At 44.2% G+C, this 16,369-nt stretch carries 12 protein-coding genes; 5 read left to right on the top strand and 7 right to left on the bottom strand.

The genetic code is table 11. The features are described from left to right. Nucleotides 1-6 precede the first annotated feature (6 nt). Nucleotides 7-1,341: a carbohydrate porin gene (locus ATB74_RS10445; RefSeq protein WP_061018413.1), complete on the top strand. Its 1,335-nt coding sequence runs from the start codon at nt 7-9 to the stop codon at nt 1,339-1,341. Between the two features lie 263 nt (nt 1,342-1,604). On the opposite strand, the gene ATB74_RS10440 is transcribed toward ATB74_RS10445, so the two are convergent. Then, nucleotides 1,605-2,489 (bottom strand): helix-turn-helix domain-containing protein, encoded by an 885-nt coding sequence (locus ATB74_RS10440; RefSeq protein WP_061018410.1) that lies wholly within the window; start codon nt 2,487-2,489, stop codon nt 1,605-1,607. A 141-nt stretch (nt 2,490-2,630) separates the two neighbouring features. On the opposite strand from ATB74_RS10440, the gene ATB74_RS10435 reads away from it, so the two are divergent. Beyond that, nucleotides 2,631-5,444, top strand: coding sequence for a glycoside hydrolase family 3 protein (locus ATB74_RS10435; protein WP_061018408.1), 2,814 nt, complete (start codon nt 2,631-2,633; stop codon nt 5,442-5,444). A gap of 90 nt (nt 5,445-5,534) precedes the next feature. On the opposite strand, the gene ATB74_RS10430 is transcribed toward ATB74_RS10435, so the two are convergent. From ATB74_RS10430 to ATB74_RS10410, 5 genes are all read right to left on the bottom strand, one after another. Then, a complete protein-coding gene (locus tag ATB74_RS10430; RefSeq protein WP_061018406.1) occupies nt 5,535-6,440 on the bottom strand; it encodes a MalM family protein in 906 nt (301 codons plus the stop codon). Nucleotides 6,441-6,616: 176 nt separating this feature from the next. Further along, on the bottom strand, nt 6,617-7,354 hold the full coding sequence (locus ATB74_RS10425; protein ID WP_060982390.1) for a dienelactone hydrolase family protein: 738 nt from the start codon (nt 7,352-7,354) through the stop codon (nt 6,617-6,619). 229 nt (nt 7,355-7,583) lie between these two features. After that, on the bottom strand, nt 7,584-8,513 hold the full coding sequence (locus ATB74_RS10420; protein WP_061018405.1) for a pyridoxal-phosphate dependent enzyme: 930 nt from the start codon (nt 8,511-8,513) through the stop codon (nt 7,584-7,586). Nucleotides 8,514-8,640: 127 nt separating this feature from the next. Continuing rightward, on the bottom strand, nt 8,641-9,939 hold the full coding sequence (locus ATB74_RS10415) for a sensor histidine kinase (RefSeq protein ID WP_061018403.1): 1,299 nt from the start codon (nt 9,937-9,939) through the stop codon (nt 8,641-8,643). Further along, a complete protein-coding gene (locus ATB74_RS10410) occupies nt 9,936-10,613 on the bottom strand; it encodes a response regulator transcription factor (RefSeq protein WP_061018401.1) in 678 nt (225 codons plus the stop codon). Before ATB74_RS10410 ends, ATB74_RS10415 begins: the two co-directional genes overlap by 4 nt. 125 nt (nt 10,614-10,738) lie before the next feature. Here ATB74_RS10410 and ATB74_RS10405 point away from each other — a divergent pair, with 125 nt between their 5' ends. Genes ATB74_RS10405 through ATB74_RS10395 form a run of 3 tightly spaced genes read left to right on the top strand, consistent with a single transcriptional unit; the run spans nt 10,739 to nt 13,693 of the window. Next, nucleotides 10,739-11,758: a glycosyltransferase family 2 protein gene (locus tag ATB74_RS10405; protein ID WP_061018399.1), complete on the top strand. Its 1,020-nt coding sequence runs from the start codon at nt 10,739-10,741 to the stop codon at nt 11,756-11,758. Next, nucleotides 11,755-13,242, top strand: a complete 1,488-nt coding sequence (locus ATB74_RS10400) for an ArnT family glycosyltransferase (protein ID WP_061018397.1) — start codon at nt 11,755-11,757, stop codon at nt 13,240-13,242. The genes ATB74_RS10405 and ATB74_RS10400 overlap by 4 nt, the downstream gene beginning before the upstream one ends. Then, a complete protein-coding gene (locus tag ATB74_RS10395; protein WP_061018395.1) occupies nt 13,229-13,693 on the top strand; it encodes a GtrA family protein in 465 nt (154 codons plus the stop codon). Before ATB74_RS10400 ends, ATB74_RS10395 begins: the two co-directional genes overlap by 14 nt. 118 nt (nt 13,694-13,811) lie before the next feature. On the opposite strand, the gene ATB74_RS10390 is transcribed toward ATB74_RS10395, so the two are convergent. After that, complete coding sequence (locus ATB74_RS10390) at nt 13,812-16,199, bottom strand: YgiQ family radical SAM protein (protein WP_081090098.1); 2,388 nt, start codon at nt 16,197-16,199, stop codon at nt 13,812-13,814. Nucleotides 16,200-16,369 lie beyond the last annotated feature (170 nt).

Raw genomic sequence — 16,369 nt, 5'->3', positions numbered from 1 at the left:
GTTATTATGAAACTTTCTAAGCTTACCCTTGCTTGTTTAGTCGCTACTGCTGGCTTGTCTACTGCACCTGCTGTACATGCCGAAAAATCGGATGGATTTGAATTTCACGGTTATTTCCGTGCTGGTGTTCTATTCAGTGAAAATGATGATTTTAAACGTGCAAAGTTCCCAGCATCTAAAGAGCGTTTAGGTCGATTGGGTGTTGAATCGGATAACCACTTTGAAGTTGCGCTGCAGAAAAATTTTGAGAATGACGGTGGTCAGAAAATTCGAATCAAGACCCGTGCGGCTGCAAACAACGATTCGTATGCAACAAACCAACTTGGTGCCAATGCCGATGCAGCCAACAGCGAAATTGGTATGGCAGAAACTTTTGTCGAGTTTGAAGGTGTATCTGAAACCGGTGTTGTATGGGGTGGTAAGCGCTTTTATGGTAAAGATAATTACATCTTTATGACCGACTTTTTCTACACGGATATGTCGGGTACTGGTGTTGGTATTGAAGGTGTTGAGCTAGGTGGTAATAAGTGGGACTTTGCTTATATTGCTAGCGATGACTCTGGAGATACAAGTTTCTGGGGCGACAGTAACAACATCATGCATGCACTCCATGCTGGCGTGAACTTTGGCAGTGTTGAACTTCACGCTATGGCTAAGTATATGCCAGATAACATGGTTGATTTAACCAAAGGTGATGGCTTAGAAGCATTCGCTGAGAATGGTTATGAAATGACAGCTATCGTTCACACTGAGTCGTTCTTTGGTTTGTCGGATAAAGGTTTTACTAAGTACATAGCACAAGCTGGTAAAGGTTTAGGTTCGGGTAATCTTTTAGGCGGTACACTTACAACTTACAACACGTACAAGCCTGGAAGTGATTATCAAAGTTGGTTGATAACTGAACATCAAGGATGTGGAACATCATGTCTCAAAGCTGTTGATGAAGACGATGTATCACTACGTGCTTTAGTGTGGGGTGGTTACTTCTTCGAAAATGGTGTGAATATTTTCCACTCTCTTCAAACCCAGTACAACGATTTTGACAATGGCGACACAGACGGCTGGGTATCAGCAATGGTGCGACCAACGTTCCCAATTTCAGAAAACTTCTTTATCGCTACCGAAGCTGGTTACATGTACAACTACGAAGACCGTAATGGTGAGTCAAAGAATTCTTATGATTACAAGCTAACAGTAGCACCGACTCTAGTTGTGCACTCTGGCTTCGGTCCATCTCCAGAAATTCGCTTCATGGCATCTTACCTTGATGGTGAAATGCAAGACGGCACGGGTAAAGAGGGTGACTTTGTTGTCGGTATTCAAGCTGACATGTGGTGGTAGAATCTTTTACCTTCGGGTCTTAAGTGATATCGAGCATACCGGGGGAGTGGTATGACGGCCTTGCCTTTAGGGCGGGCAAGGTTCTCGATATCCTATTTATTGCAATAGTTGAGCTCTATCCTAGCAGCACATAGAGATTCATTTTTATTGCTATGAGTCGCTTATGTTTTGAGTCTATCTCAGTAATTCCTTGCCAAAGGCTGCTCATCAACCGCTTCGAGAGAGGCGGTTTTTTTATGCCTGTGCATTTAGTCTTTTAATACTCAAAACTCAGTTCTATGGGAAGAATTTTGCTTTCTAAATTCGCGAGGGCTGCATCCATTTTGGGCCTTAAAACACTTGGAGAAATAGTTGCTGTCAGAAAAGCCGCAAGACTCAGCAATGTGTTGGATGCTTTTGTTGTCGTTTAACAATAAGGTTGCCGAGTGTCGAATTTGAAGGTCTTTGACGTATTGGTTTGGGGATGTATTTAAAAACTGCCTGAATAACCTTTCTAGTTGCCGCTTGCTGATATACGCCGCTTGCGCAATGGTTTCTGTATCTAATCCCACTTCTTTGTAATGACGGTCAATATGTGCGAGAGCACGGCTCAATGCTAGGGTTGTTTTTGGTAAGCTATGGGTCTGTTCTTGATATCGCCGAGCAAGTTCTATCGCAAGTTGCTGCATTGTGCTTGTCAATATGATTTCAAACCCCTGTTCTGCATTGTCGTATTCCGATTTGATTTGTTGTAGAAGTCCATTGATTCGTTTCAACTGAGAAAGTGATAACGTAAGCTTTGCTTGATATTCAGATGCTTGTCGAGCAATCGGTTCTACCTTGAAAAGTGCTTGATAGCCTGGCATTTGACGCATTGAAGGAACCTCAAAAAAAGGCAATGCCGTATCAAACATCAAGTTTACAATCTTCAGTTTATTTACTTCACAAAATCCATGTTCAATATCCCCATTAATAACAAATACATCTCCTGTACTTAAAGGGTAAGTGTGGCTAGCTACCGCATGCTTTCCACTGCCACTCACAACTAAGAAAAGTTCAGAAAAGTCATGGCTATGTACGTCAAAGTCGAAATCGTGATGACCATCAACATAGGCAAATTTTATCTGGGGATATCTCTGATGACTTTGGAGTTTAAACTTGGTTTTCATGTCGCTATTTTACCTATTTCTGTCGCTTATTTGGTAGTTACACGCCGTAGTTAAGATTACTATTTTTTGAACAAAGACAATATTAACTTTTAGAGCGAGAGGTCAAATTTTTGCTCTAAGTAAAAAATAGTAGGGCTCAAAATGAATACTGTGGAAATTCTCGAAGCACAGAAGAAGCTTGCCCCAATAAGTCGACAAGCGGCTGCTGAGGGCATTGTGCTACTAAAAAATAGCGATTCAATATTGCCATTGCAGACTCGTGATACGGTGTCTCTTTTTGGTCGCTGTCAGATTGATACCTACCGAAGTGGCACTGGATCTGGTGGAGCGGTGAATGTACCTTATTCCGTTAATGCATTACATGGCTTGTATGAGAATCCAAACATCAATCTTAATCTCAGTTTGGTGGCGGTATACCAACGTTGGATCAAGGACAACCCGTTCAATGACGGCGGTGGTGGTTGGGCAGCAGAACCTTGGTTTCAAGATGAAATGCCTCTTTCAGCTTCTGTTGTGATGGATGCCGCCGCCAAATCTAACAAAGCCATTATTTTTATCGGTCGAACGGCGGGTGAAGATCAAGATAATGCACAGCAGCAAGGCAGTTACAATTTAACCGCGCTCGAAATACAAATGTTGGAGAAAGTGACAGAACATTTTGATGATGTCATTGTGATACTGAACGTGACCAACATTATCGATATGTCATGGACAAGTTCACTTAAAGGTGCTGCTGCGATTAAGGCTGTTCTGTATAGTTGGGCCGCAGGTATGGAAGGTGGGCATGCTCTTGCGGATGTCTTATCTGGTGATGTTAGCCCAAGTGGACGTTTGACCGACACTATTGCGCACTCTTTATCTGATTACCCTTCGAGCTCGAATTTTGGAAATAAAGACCGGAATTTATATCAAGAAGATGTCTATGTCGGGTATCGGTATTTTGAAACTTTCAACCCTAAAGCTGTTCAATTTGAATTTGGTTTTGGGCTGTCCTACACCCGCTTTTCCAATCAATTAAATGCGCTAGCGATTCTTGGTTGCGGCTCTGAACAAGAGTTGGTGTTTGATATTGAAGTTAAAAACATAGGCGACCAATACAGTGGCAAGGATGTTGTTCAATTATATGTTGAATCGCCTCCAGGTCAGCTGGGGAAGCCATCTAGAGCACTTACAGGATTTGCAAAAACACCCACTTTGGCTCCAAACGAAACAGCACGTGTGAAGGTTTCATTTCTTCTATCTTCGTTAGCGTCATTTGATGATAGTGGTAAGACGGGCCACCCAAATAGCTATGTGCTTGAAGCCGGGGAATATCAGTTTTATTTGGGAGGCAGCGTTCGACAAGCAAGGCTGGTTGACGAAAGCATAACAGTTGATGAGCTAATAGTTGTTGAGCAACTAACGGAAGCTCTGGCACCCGTCACCGCTTTTAAAAGACTCGTTCCAAAAGAGATAGGGCAAAATGGGGTTTACAGTTGCGACTATGAATCTGTACCACTACGAAGCGTAGATTTGAGCGACCGTATCCTCAGTGAACTCCCTGCTTCGATTCCTTTTAGTGACGATAAGGGGATCAAGTTGCTTGATGTGAAGCAGGGACAGGCGGATATTGACGAGTTTATCTCGCAAATGACTGTAAAGCAGTTAGCGACAATTGTTCGTGGGGAAGGTATGTGCAGCCCCAAGGTAACCCCTGGCACGGCTGCGGCTTTTGGTGGCGTATCACCAAGCTTGTTTGATTTAGGTATCCCTATTGTTGCGGCTGCTGATGGCCCATCGGGTATCCGAATGGATAGTGGACACAAAGCATCACAAGTCCCGATTGGCACGCTATTGGGCTGCACATGGAATACAGAACTGAATGAACAACTGTTTCATTTAGTAGGGAAAGAGATGCAAGTCAATCATATTGATACATTGCTTGGCCCTGGGATTAACATTCATCGTCACCCTTTGAACGGGCGAAACTTCGAGTATTTTTCTGAGGATCCTCTTTTGACCGGAGCTATGGCGGCGTCTCAGGTTTCTGGGCTTAGATCTGCAGGCGTGTCCGGTACTATCAAGCATTTGGTTGCAAACGACCAAGAAACTGGACGATTTGATGTTGATAGTGTGGTTTCTCAGCGAGCGCTCCGTGAGATTCATCTAAGGCCTTTTGAAATAGCGGTAAAGCAAGGAGGAGCTTCGAGTGTTATGACCTCTTATAATCCTATTAATGGTCACTGGGCTGCATCCAATTACGACCTCAATACCACGATTCTTCGTGGGGAGTGGGGTTATAAGGGGATCGTGATGACGGACTGGTGGGCAAAAATGAATGACCCAATCAAAGGTGGTTCTGAAAGTCGAAGTTACACATCCTTTATGCTTCGTTCTCAAAATGATCTGTATATGGTTGTTGAGCATGATGGTGCGGAAAATAACGTGTCGAATGACGATACGTTACAGGCGCTTGAAAACGGAACGTTGAGCTTAGGTGAGTTGCAAAGAAGCGCGATCAATATTTGCCGCTTTATCATGGAATCTCCGGCAATGGATAGACCTTTAGTTGCATTTGATCCGATTAAGAGCTTTGACTCGACGAAAAATTCAGACAGGTATCAGGACAAGATTGATGGTGATTTTTGTCAGCTTACTACTGAGCAACGTGTAATAGTATTACCACTTAATACCCAAGAAAACCGGAGCATTATTTTGGACGTTAAGCATGCTGGTGTGTATCGATGTTCAGGTATTGTTAACTACGATAGCGGTACTTTGGCTCAATCTGCGTGTAGTTTGAGTCTCAATAAAGTGTATGCGATGTCTCTATCAGTGAATGGTACTAATGGCGAGACAGTTTCGGTTGAGGGGCTGTCCGTTAAGCTTGATAAAGGCTTTTATTCGTTGGATATTGAATTCATCAAATTAGGCTTAGAATTAGAGCAATTAGAATTCACGTTTATACCCGAGTAGAGTTCAGAAGTAGCAGTCGTTTATTGAATTCTCATTCACCAAAAATGGATGTGGAATAAGAGGAAAATAAACGACTGCTTTTAGGATAGGTTATTGTGCTTTTTGATATTGTTTCATCGCGTCAACAAAGGTGTTTCGCATCCCTTCAATTCCTAGTCGTTCAGATTCTTCAACGTAAGTCAGTGCTGCGCTGAAGTCTCCCGATGAAACTGAGTTTTCAATAAGAGTGCTATAAACCTCTTTCTGGTTTAAGGGGTTCTCCGTTAATAGATCAGACTTTATTGCGGTTGCTTTAGGAATAATTTGTTGAACTCGCTTTTGACGATTTTGTTCTTCAACAACAGTGGTTACTGCTGTGAATTCAAAATCAAAGGAGACTTTCCCGATTGCAGCGTGGGGGATTGCGTAGTCCGTATTGTGAGCGATGTTTGCCTGGATATCGCCAGAACGTATTGCCATATCACTTGGTTTTTCGACAGGAGTTGTTTCCGCGAGTGCTTCGCTGGTTGTGAATACGACTAAGTAAGCAGGAGCCTCGCCGTTTAAGTAACGTTCTTGCAGTTCTATTTGTGCGCCATATTGTGCACCATCAAGCAGGCTAAGTGGTTGGTACTTAATACTTTCATTGCCAATGACATCTAGCGGCTGGTAATTTTTGTCTAAGACCAAAAGTGACGGAACGAATGCTGAATAATTAGCATTTGAAGTCATTGAAAAACGAATAGCATCTAGTGTTGTAGGAAGCTTTAGCCCTCGAGCAAAGGATCGGCCAGATTTGAACTCGATCTTAGGGCTGGCTGTGGTGATCGAAACAGATGTTTCTTCTGGATTCGTAACACTTTGATATTGAATGGTACTCAGGCTTTCGCAGCAGTTTTCGTTGTTTTGTAGTGACTCAAGCCCCGGAGAAGTTTTGTGGTAGCTAACCGGTGACTCTGTCACTGTTGAACAGGCGCTTAGTGCGAATACCGCTGGTAGTATTGCTAAATATTTCATAATTTCTCACAGTTAAAAAAGCATATCAGATTCAGAGTGCTTAATTGATAATAGAGATACACTACAAGAAAGCGCTTTCTTTTTGAGTGACGGACGCCAAATTTAAAGAAATACTCGCTAATAATTAGTACGAATTAGGTAACAGGCTGCCGTTGAGCTGTTACCTAGATTGAACGTTAACGAGATACCGAACTTAACAACTGAGTAAAGCGTTCCCAGGATTTTTGGTCTGCTTCTTGTTGATAGTTGTTTGAGCCGAATACGGTAAAGGCATGTGGCGCACCACTGTAGGTGATCATTTCATGCGGAACCTTGGTTGTTTCAAGCTGAGCGGCAAGGCTGCCAAAATCTTCCATTGTAATCATAGAATCTGCTGTGCCATGGAACACGACAACCGGAGCTTTTGTCTCAGAGTAGTCTTGTCCTTTAGGTGTCGATAAACCGCCATGGAAGGTGACATAAGCTTTCGATGGGATGCCCGCACGAGCGGCTTCTAAAACGGCTGCGCCACCAAAACAGTAACCCATCATCACGTTGTTATCTAAGTTACCACCAAGTCGTTTGGCTTCCATCGCTCCCGCATTAAGTAGTGCACGCATTTTTTCTCTGTCTTTATACAACTCGCCTGTGTGTTGTTTTTTGTCTTTCACTTCGGTCGGGCGGATGCCTTTACCAAATAGGTCGATGGCGAACACGTTGTAACCTAGCTCGTTGAGCATCTCAGAACGTTTTTTTTCGTAATCGGTTAAGCCATCCCAATCGTGTATTAGCAGCACCAAAGGCGCTTGGTCACTGGCTTCACTCCAATAACCTTCGTAGTCCATACCGTCAACTTGGTAAATAACGTTTTCTCCTGACATTGCAGAGAAGGGCAGTAAAACTGAAAGCAGGCTTAGCATAGTGAGTTTTCGCATGCGTTATTCCTTTCGATGACAGTGACGTTCCAATCCAAAGTATAGATAACGCGATGATTCTCGCCAGATTCCTTTGTCTGATTTGAAGTTCTAGCTCTAGGCTGAGATGGAGAATAGAAGTGTCAAAAGTGGCCACCGCGAGAGAATGTAGCGACCACTCAATGATGATATTTTAAACTAGCGCATTACTGAGGCTTCTCTAGTTAGATCTGAGAAACTGAGTTGGTGACTACCAAGATGCCTCGGTGCTGTTGATGCTCATATCTGGATATTTCCGTTGATAGCGTGGCAACATCGATTCATTACCTAATATGCCACCTTGATGGATATAGATGATGGTTTTGGTTGGGTTGTCTTCTTGCCATTGTTGTAGGCATTGCCACATTAATGGGTCATAGAGCAGATCGAATTCAATGTCAGTTTGTTCTTGTAGATCCAACCAAGTTTGATAGTCCTGTTGATACAGCTTACCAAAGTGGTGCTTGGTTTTGAGCGGTAAGATCTGCGGGTGATCGGTTTCACCAAGTTCATTGAATTGCTGTGTTAAGTATTCACTGCCACCCACACACGCACAGGTTAAAACTGGGATGTTATGCACTTTTAAATGCTTATGTAGATACAGTGCGGTGCTGCCGGTGCCTGCTGGTAGTGCAACGACGAAATCGTGTTTGTTTTCGAAGCGAGTCCAGCTGAGTATTTCCATCGCCAGTTGTTTCACACCGTATTCAGAAAGCTGAGAACGTCCACCTTCCGGTAACACAATGCACTGAGAGTCTGGCTGTCTTAGTTGCTCAATATACTCTTGTGGATGAAGCTCAGAGCCTGTTTCTTTGACTGAAATAACCTTAGCCCCAAGATCGATAGCGCCACGGTAGTTACCTAGCGGGCGTTCTTGTAGCCATTGAGGAAGGTGGTCGACATAAAATTCAAGCGTCCAGCCTTTAATTTTAGCAAGTGCAGCGAGCGAGAACAGAGAATTAGCTTGCGCAGAACCGTAGCTGATTAAAGTAGTGACGTTTGGGTGCTCGTCTTCGAGTAGCTTCATGAATTTTCGGGCTTTATTGCCACAAAAGTGGGAGTGAAGTTGATCGTCACGCTTTAAGAAAAAGGTGTGCTCATTGTATTGATGCTGAGTTACAGGGCTATTATTTAGTTTCATCGCACTTAGATAAAATGCTGACTAAAGAGCCAGCATTTTTATATCAAATAGGATTAGTAAGTATCTAGTAGCGAGCGAGTGCTGTAAACCAACTAAATCAAGTTTTCATTGGATATTGAGCTCTGCGTTACGAGTTTATTCGCTCGAAAATTGGTGACGTTGAACCGGTTTGCAAGCTGATTTTTGCAGTGCACCCACCAGAACTGCGGTTGACTAATTCAAAGCCCCAATGGAAGCGTTGGCACAAGTCATCGACAATCAATAAACCTAATCCATGACCATTCGGGTTGTATTGCTCCTGAAGGCCTTCGCCTTGGTCTTCTATTACGATACTTTCTTGGGACAGGTTAATAGTGACAGTGCCACTATTAGTCGCTGCAATGGCGTTCCTCAACAAGTTGCCGATCAACATATTCATTATTGCGCTGGTGGCTTGAATAGTTGGCTCTGATTGAACGTGTAAGGATATCTTGATTTCCTTTTCATCCGCTTGTAATGAGTTCTTGGAAATGATGGCTTCTAGCTCTTGCTGGCTAAACAAGCGCAGAGGTGCGTCGTCACTGTCTCTCTCATAACGGACTAAACCGAGCAGAGCGTCGACCATCTCTGACATCTGAACAATAGCTTCATCAATACGTTCAACCTGGCGAGATTGAAATTCCGTGGTTTCGCTTCTTAAAAGTAATTTATTCGCACCACGAGCGACCGTTAGTGGGGTTCTTAGCTCATGGCTTGAATAGCGAGCAAATGCTTGTTCGCGCTTGAGCAAGGAGTTGATATCTCTACGGTATTGATTGAGTTGGTCTGTTAACTGACGAAACTCAACTGCCGCATCATCGCTCACACCAAACTCTTCATTGAGGTTGAGCTTATTCGACTCAAGCTGTTCAGAAAGAGAGTTGAAGGGCTCAATCAGTCTCTTAGACAGGCGATAGAGCAACGCTCCGAAGCCAAAAATCAAGATAGAAAGCAGTGTGAGTACAAAGGTGGTTGCGTACATGAGTTCAGAAACATCAAACTCAACAAGGTCTATCTCGGAAAGCAAGATAATTGGAAAGTTTTCTCCTTCGTCAGTGTATTCTCCCACATACACCATACGAGATTCTGGCTCTTCGCCGACTTCACCAATGAAGCTCTCTTTATCTTTAATAAACTTGTAATATTTGGCAGGAATGAATGAAGGATCGTTATAGGCGATTGTCAGATCATCTATCCTTAACTCACCACTTTCTCCTGCTTGAAATAACCTTACCGCATAATTTCGGTCAATCAGGATACGTCTTTCACCGACCCGATCTTCTGACATGTAAAGCGCGGCAACAAAAACGACATAGACGAATGCAGATACGATCACGGCCATTAACCCAAAGAAAAGCGCTAAGCGGCCAGTTAAGGTTTTGGTGCTTGTGAGAACATTTAAGATCAATTCGATGGCTCCAAACGGAATCCAACTTTAGGTACGGTAATCAACATTGGGGTGTCAAAAGGTTTGTCGAGTTGATTACGCAGTTGATAGATGTGGCTACGTAATACATCGTTGTTGGGTTCGTCTTCTTCCCATAATTTGTAGGAAATATCTTCGCGAGTAACCACTTCAGGTGCATTTTGGCAAAGCATCTCAAGTATGGTGTAAGTGGTTGGGTTAAGTGCGAGCAGTTTGTCTTGACGATAGGCTTTGCGGGTTTTTTGATCAATGGTTAGAGTGTCAAATTGAAGTTTAGAAGACGCCACTTTGCCGCGATAACGGCGAACAAGCGCGTTCATTCTCGCTTCTAGAATATCCAAATCGAAAGGCTTAGTTAGATAGTCATCGGCACCGTGCTCAAACCCTTTTAACATATCATCTCGGCTATCTAGTGCGGTAAGCATCAGAATGGGCGTTGCATTGCCTTGATCTCGCAGTTTATTACAAACCGTTAGGCCGTCCATTCGTGGCAGCATTAGGTCTAATATTATGATATCAAATGAGTTTTCCATTGCGAGCTGAAGGCCAAGTTCGCCGTTGTCCGCGTAGTCGAGTTCCATGCCAATACACTCAAAATAATCAAATAAAACACCTGCAATTTCACGGTTATCTTCGACTAATAGAACTCGTTTCATTTTGATTCTCATACAGAAATAGACGGTAATATTATCCTGAGTGAGCGTGAAAAATATGTCAATGACATAACTTTCACTTATGAGGGGGTAGATTGGGTTCAGATTAAAAAATAGAAGAACGTATTATGTCTGAACTTCATATTAGCCGCCCTAAGATATCTACATCGCAGATTAACCCTGCGGTATCTCTGTCTATCATTGTGCCTTTCTACGATGAACAAGAGGTGTTGGAAGAGTTTCACTCTCGCCTCACTAAGGTTCTCGATAGCTTACCGATTACGAGCGAGATTGTTTATGTCGACGATGGCAGCAAAGACAACAGCTTGGATTTGGTGAGTTCATTCACCTCGATCAATAGTTCAATCTCGGTGATTGGTTTAAGCCGTAACTTTGGTAAAGAGTCTGCGATGAGTGCTGGCCTAGAGCATTGTCGAGGACAGGCAGTGATCTTGCTAGACGCTGACTTACAAGATCCACCTGAGCTTATCCCGCAAATGGTTGCCAAGTGGCGTGAAGGTTATGACGTAGTCAATATGCAGCGTAGCCAGCGCGACGGTGAAACATGGTTTAAGAAGTTTTCAGCAGCGTGCTTTTATAAAGTCATGAACGTGGCTGCGAAGATTGATGTTCCTGAGAATGTGGGTGACTTCCGACTGTTAAGCCGAGAAGTTGTCGACCATATCAATCAGCTTCCAGAACGTAACCGTTACATGAAAGGCATTTTTTCATGGCCGGGTTTTAGACAAGCAACGATTCAGTTTAAGCGCGACGCTCGCTTCTGTGGCGAGACAAAATGGAACTACCTGAAGCTTATCGGATTGGCGATGGATGGCATCACATCATTCTCTATCCGCCCACTGCGTATTGCGACGGCTGTTGGTGGTTTAGTGGCAGTTACTGCTTTCGTGTATGGCGTCTTCATCGTGTTCAAAACCATGATGTTTGGTGAGCCTATCACGGGTTACCCGTCAATGATGGTTGTTCAACTTGCCCTTGGCGGCATTCAACTTCTGAGTATTGGTTTAATGGGGGAATACATAGGTCGTATTTTCATTGAAACCAAGAACCGTCCTTTGTATTTGATCCAATCGGTCGTCGATACACCGGCATTAAAAACACATTTTAAATTAGAGGAGTCAGCATGAGCCTGAACCGAACGCACCTATGGTATTTGTTGGCTTTTGCATTGGTTCTAAGGCTCTTATCTCTAGCGACGTACCCTTTAATGGATACTACGGAAGCGCGCTATGGAGAAATGGCTCGCTTGATGGTGGAAACTGGGAATTGGTTAACACCTCAGTTCGATTACGGCATTCCTTTTTGGGGCAAGCCACCATTGTTTACATGGATGAGTGCTGTCGGTATTGAGTTGTTTGGTTTGAGTGAATTTGCCGTTCGTGCACCACATTGGTTAGCGGGAGTCGCAACGATTTTATTAACCGCTTACATGGCGAAACGAACAGGACAAAGCGCTTTAGTCGCAGCCGTTGTGTTGGCGACATGCGGAATTTTCTCTATCGCTGCGGGTGCGGTGATGACAGACATCGCGCTGACGCTAGCGATGACTATTGCCATGCTGGGTTTTTATCTATGTTGGTTAGGAGGAGAGGGTTGGAAAGGAGAAGGGAATGCGAAGACCAATAGATACTGGGGCTACGTCGGCTTTATTGGCTTGGCATTAGGCTTACTTGCAAAAGGGCCAGTAGCGATTGTGATCATGGGTATCGCAGTTTTTCCTTGGTTAGTATTACAACATGGCTTCTTTGGTGCTTTTAAAGTGTTATGGCAACGCTTTCCACTGTTGTCTGGATTAGGTGTGATGCTGGCGATTGCCTTGCCTTGGTACATCATGGCAGAAATGGCGACACCGGGCTTTATTGATTACTTTATTGTTGGCGAACACTTTAAGCGTTTCGTAGTGAGTGGTTGGGAAGGGGACCTTTACGGTTCTGCACATGACCAAGCGAGAGGTATGATCTGGATATTCTGGATCCAAGCCGCTGCTCCTTGGTCGATTGTATTGCCTGTTTTAACTTTCGCTCGTCGTAAGAAAATTGCGGAAATTAACGCCGAAAATAGTGGGTTGTTTTCATTTCTTGTCTGTTGGTTGATTTCACCTCTGATTCTTTTCACTATGGCGGGCAATATTCTTCCTGCTTACGTGTTGCCGGGCATTCCAGCCCTTGGTTTATTGGTTGCTATACTTGTGGTGGAAAAAGATAAGAAGTGGTTCTCGAGCGTGGCTTTAGTTCTGCCAGTGTTGCTGATGATAGCGATGGTTTACCTGAACTTAGGTAAAGCGAACGAGAAGAGTGACCGTATCATCTTTGAACAGATCACCGATTCATCGCCAAGTTTTTATGTTGGTAAACGACCGTTCTCTGGGCAATTTTACAGCCACGGGCAAGCGAAAAAACTTACCGATATCGAGCAGCTAGATGGTATTGATAAGTTCTATCTGATTGGAAAAAGATCTGAGGTGGAAACCAAGATTAAAGACAACGCATTAACGTGTATTCTAGAGCCGACAGTAAAAATAAAGCGTGCTTTATTCAGTTGTCATAGCCAAAACATTAAACCAAATTTGTCGTTGAGTCATATTCGAAGTGAAAGTGATGTTCAGCGTTAACTCAAGGCTAAGAATGTTCAATAATAAGCTTCAAGTACACAGTCAGAGACTACAGTCTCACCACAAGATGGTGAGGTTTGCTGTGGTCGGCGTTGGTGGGTTTGTTGTTGATTGCTCGGTGTTTGCGCTGCTGTATTACGTTGTTGGACTGCCCTTGATGAGTGCTCGAGTTGGAGCCTTCGTGGTAGCCGCAACGACAACATGGTTTGGTAATCGAGTGCTGACTTTCGATTTCAAAGGGCAGGGGAATTGGTCTGAGAAGCTGATTCAGTGGCAAAAGTTTATGTTTTCCGCATCGATATCGGCGATACCTAATTTGTTGTGCTTTAAGCTGATGACGGAATTTCTTCCTGTATTTACTGGGGCGGTGTTTATCGCAATGGCCGCTGGAATCTTGGTGGGCATGGTCACCAACTATTTGTTTAGTCAGTATTGGGTCTTCACTCGTTAGATTCTTTGTAATCACATAGCCAAGTGAAAACTTTGGTTAGTCATTGGTAACAGATACAAAAAAGCGCAGCTAAACAGCTGCGCTTTGTATTTTCTGACAAAGTTATTGGTTAACAGTATTAGCGTTGCGTCGCGCGTTGGCGATTCTTTCCGTTACCAGTAGGTTTGCCACTTTGACCATTACCTGCTTTATTGCGGTTTCCGCTGCCATTGCCTTGTGATTGACCACCAGAACCTTTCTTAATGAAGCCAGTCGCTGGCTTACGACCGTTGCCATTACCACCACCGCTTTGCTTTCCGTTACCTTGGTTAGCGTTACCTTGGCTATCGTTGCCGTTACCAGTCGGCTTCTTGCCTCCTGGTTTCTTACCAGAGTGGTTACGTGGCTTTTCGCCACCAAGACCTGGCTGAGACTTACTGTGCTTAGTCGCAAAGCGCTGTGAACCGTGACGACCAGACTTACGACGTTGTGCTGGCGTTTGAGCATCAAAGTCTTCTGCTGGTACTAGGCAGTTTACTTTGTCGCCGATTAAGTGCTGTTTGCCCATGCTGATCAGCGCTTCACGGATGATTTTCCAGTTTTCAGGATCGTGGTAACGAAGCAGTGCTTTATGCAGACGACGTTGACGATCACCTTTAGGTACAGGAACATCTTCACGCTTTTTATATTTCACGCGTTTCAGAGGGTTGGTCTCTGAGTAGTACATCGACGTTGCATTACACATTGGCGATGGGTAGAAGTTCTGTACTTGGTCACACTCGTAGTTGTGCTTTTTCAGCCACATTGCAAGGTTAAGCATGTCTTCATCTTCTGTGCCCGGGTGAGCAGAGATGAAGTAAGGAATTAGGTATTGTTTTTTACCGGCTTCAGCGCTGTACTTCTCGAACATCTCTTTGAAACGATCGTAAGTGCCCATGCCCGGTTTCATCATCAGATCCAGTGGGCCTTTTTCAGTATGCTCTGGAGCAATTTTTAGGTAACCACCAACGTGGTGAGTCACAAGCTCACGTACGTATTCTGGAGATTCGATTGCTAAGTCGTAACGAACACCAGAAGCAATCATGATTTTCTTAACGCCCTTAATCTTTCTGGCAGAGCGATACAAATCGATCGTGTGCTTATGATCGGTGTTTAACTTGTCGCAAATCTTCGGGAAAACACATGAAGGTCGACGGCAAGTTGCTTCGGCCTTCGGAATCGAACAGCCTAAGCGATACATGTTTGCCGTTGGGCCACCAAGATCAGAAATTGTACCGGTGAACCCTGGCACTTTCTCTTTGATGTCCTCAATCTCTTCTAGAATCGATTCTTTTGAACGGTTTTGGATAATGCGACCTTCGTGCTCGGTAATCGAACAGAATGAGCACCCACCAAAACAACCACGCATGATGTTAATCGATGTTTTGATCATATCATACGCTGGGATTTTCGCTTTGCCGTACATTGGATGTGGGACTCGTGCGTAAGCCAGGCCAAATACGTGGTCCATCTCTTCCGTTGTTAGAGGGATCGGCGCTTGGTTCACCCATAACTCACGGTCTCCGTGGCGCTGAATGAGCGCTCGGCCTGAGTGTGGGTTCGTTTCTAGGTGTAATATACGGCTAGCGTGCGCATACAAAATGCGGTCGTTTATTAGTTTTTCAAACGCAGGTATACGAATAGCGGTTGTTTTTGAATCGTGGCGAGATGGACGAATGACGATTGGTTCTGCTTTTGGCTCTTCGTCTTTCTTCGTATCACATTGAGTTTCAACTTCGTACGGGTTAACCGGAACATATGCTTTGTTCGGCTTTTCAATGCGAGAAGAGTCAATGATCTTGAAGCCTTCAGGGGCTGCAGGAAGGTTGATAGCGGTACCACGGATATTGGTCAGCGTAGACATGTCCTCGCCATCAGCAATACGGTGTGCCACTTCAACCAGTGCACGCTCAGCGTTACCAAAAAGAAGAATGTCAGCTTTTGCATCAAACAATACAGAGCGACGAACTTTATCTGACCAGTAATCGTAGTGAGCTACACGACGCAAGCTCGCTTCGATACCACCAAGAACGATTGGTGTGCCTTTGTAAGCTTCACGACAACGTTGAGAATAAACCAGAGTTGCACGGTCAGGACGCTTGCCACCTTCATTGTTCGGTGTGTAAGCATCGTCGTGACGTAATTTGCGATCAGAGGTGTAGCGGTTGATCATGGAATCCATGTTACCCGCTGTGATGCCGAAGAATAGGTTCGGTTTACCTAGCTTCATGAAGGCATCTTTATTATCCCACTTTGGTTGAGCAATAATGCCCACGCGGAAACCTTGAGCTTCAAGCAGACGGCCGATGATAGCCATACCAAAACTCGGGTGATCGACATACGCGTCACCAGTTACAATAATAATGTCACAGCTATCCCATCCAAGAGCATCCATCTCCTTTCTACTGGTAGGCAAAAAGGGTGCAGTTCCGTAGCACTCGGCCCAGTATTTTTTGTGTTCGTGAATAGGAGTGATATCGCTGTACATATTTCAACCTCTGATTTTTGAGGCGGGAATTATAGCGGCATGAGCCTAGACTAGCCAGTAGAACATGCCCCTGTTAGTTCTGGTGTCTTTCGTCTTTTTACGGTAGATGGCGACAAAAGAGCCATACAACAGCATAGTTGAAGCCTTGAGTAACGTCGCTAATTTGTGAT

The organism is Vibrio splendidus, from assembly GCF_001557875.1.
GTDB classification, from domain to species: Bacteria; Pseudomonadota; Gammaproteobacteria; order Enterobacterales; family Vibrionaceae; genus Vibrio; species Vibrio splendidus_F.
The sequence above is the reverse complement of the archived record's forward strand: the minus strand, read 5'-3'. Positions and strand labels throughout refer to the sequence as shown.

What these genes read in the sequence shown, in the direction of transcription:
- ATB74_RS10445 (WP_061018413.1), top strand. Translation starts at nt 7, where the DNA reads ATGAAACTTTCTAAGCTTACCCTTGCTTGTTTAGTCGCTACTGCTGGC.
- ATB74_RS10440 (WP_061018410.1), bottom strand. Translation starts at nt 2,489, where the DNA reads ATGAAAACCAAGTTTAAACTCCAAAGTCATCAGAGATATCCCCAGATA.
- ATB74_RS10435 (WP_061018408.1), top strand. Translation starts at nt 2,631, where the DNA reads ATGAATACTGTGGAAATTCTCGAAGCACAGAAGAAGCTTGCCCCAATA.
- ATB74_RS10430 (WP_061018406.1), bottom strand. Translation starts at nt 6,440, where the DNA reads ATGAAATATTTAGCAATACTACCAGCGGTATTCGCACTAAGCGCCTGT.
- ATB74_RS10425 (WP_060982390.1), bottom strand. Translation starts at nt 7,354, where the DNA reads ATGCGAAAACTCACTATGCTAAGCCTGCTTTCAGTTTTACTGCCCTTC.
- ATB74_RS10420 (WP_061018405.1), bottom strand. Translation starts at nt 8,513, where the DNA reads ATGAAACTAAATAATAGCCCTGTAACTCAGCATCAATACAATGAGCAC.
- ATB74_RS10410 (WP_061018401.1), bottom strand. Translation starts at nt 10,613, where the DNA reads ATGAAACGAGTTCTATTAGTCGAAGATAACCGTGAAATTGCAGGTGTT.
- ATB74_RS10405 (WP_061018399.1), top strand. Translation starts at nt 10,739, where the DNA reads ATGTCTGAACTTCATATTAGCCGCCCTAAGATATCTACATCGCAGATT.
- ATB74_RS10400 (WP_061018397.1), top strand. Translation starts at nt 11,755, where the DNA reads ATGAGCCTGAACCGAACGCACCTATGGTATTTGTTGGCTTTTGCATTG.
- ATB74_RS10395 (WP_061018395.1), top strand. Translation starts at nt 13,229, where the DNA reads ATGTTCAGCGTTAACTCAAGGCTAAGAATGTTCAATAATAAGCTTCAA.
- ATB74_RS10390 (WP_081090098.1), bottom strand. Translation starts at nt 16,199, where the DNA reads ATGTACAGCGATATCACTCCTATTCACGAACACAAAAAATACTGGGCC.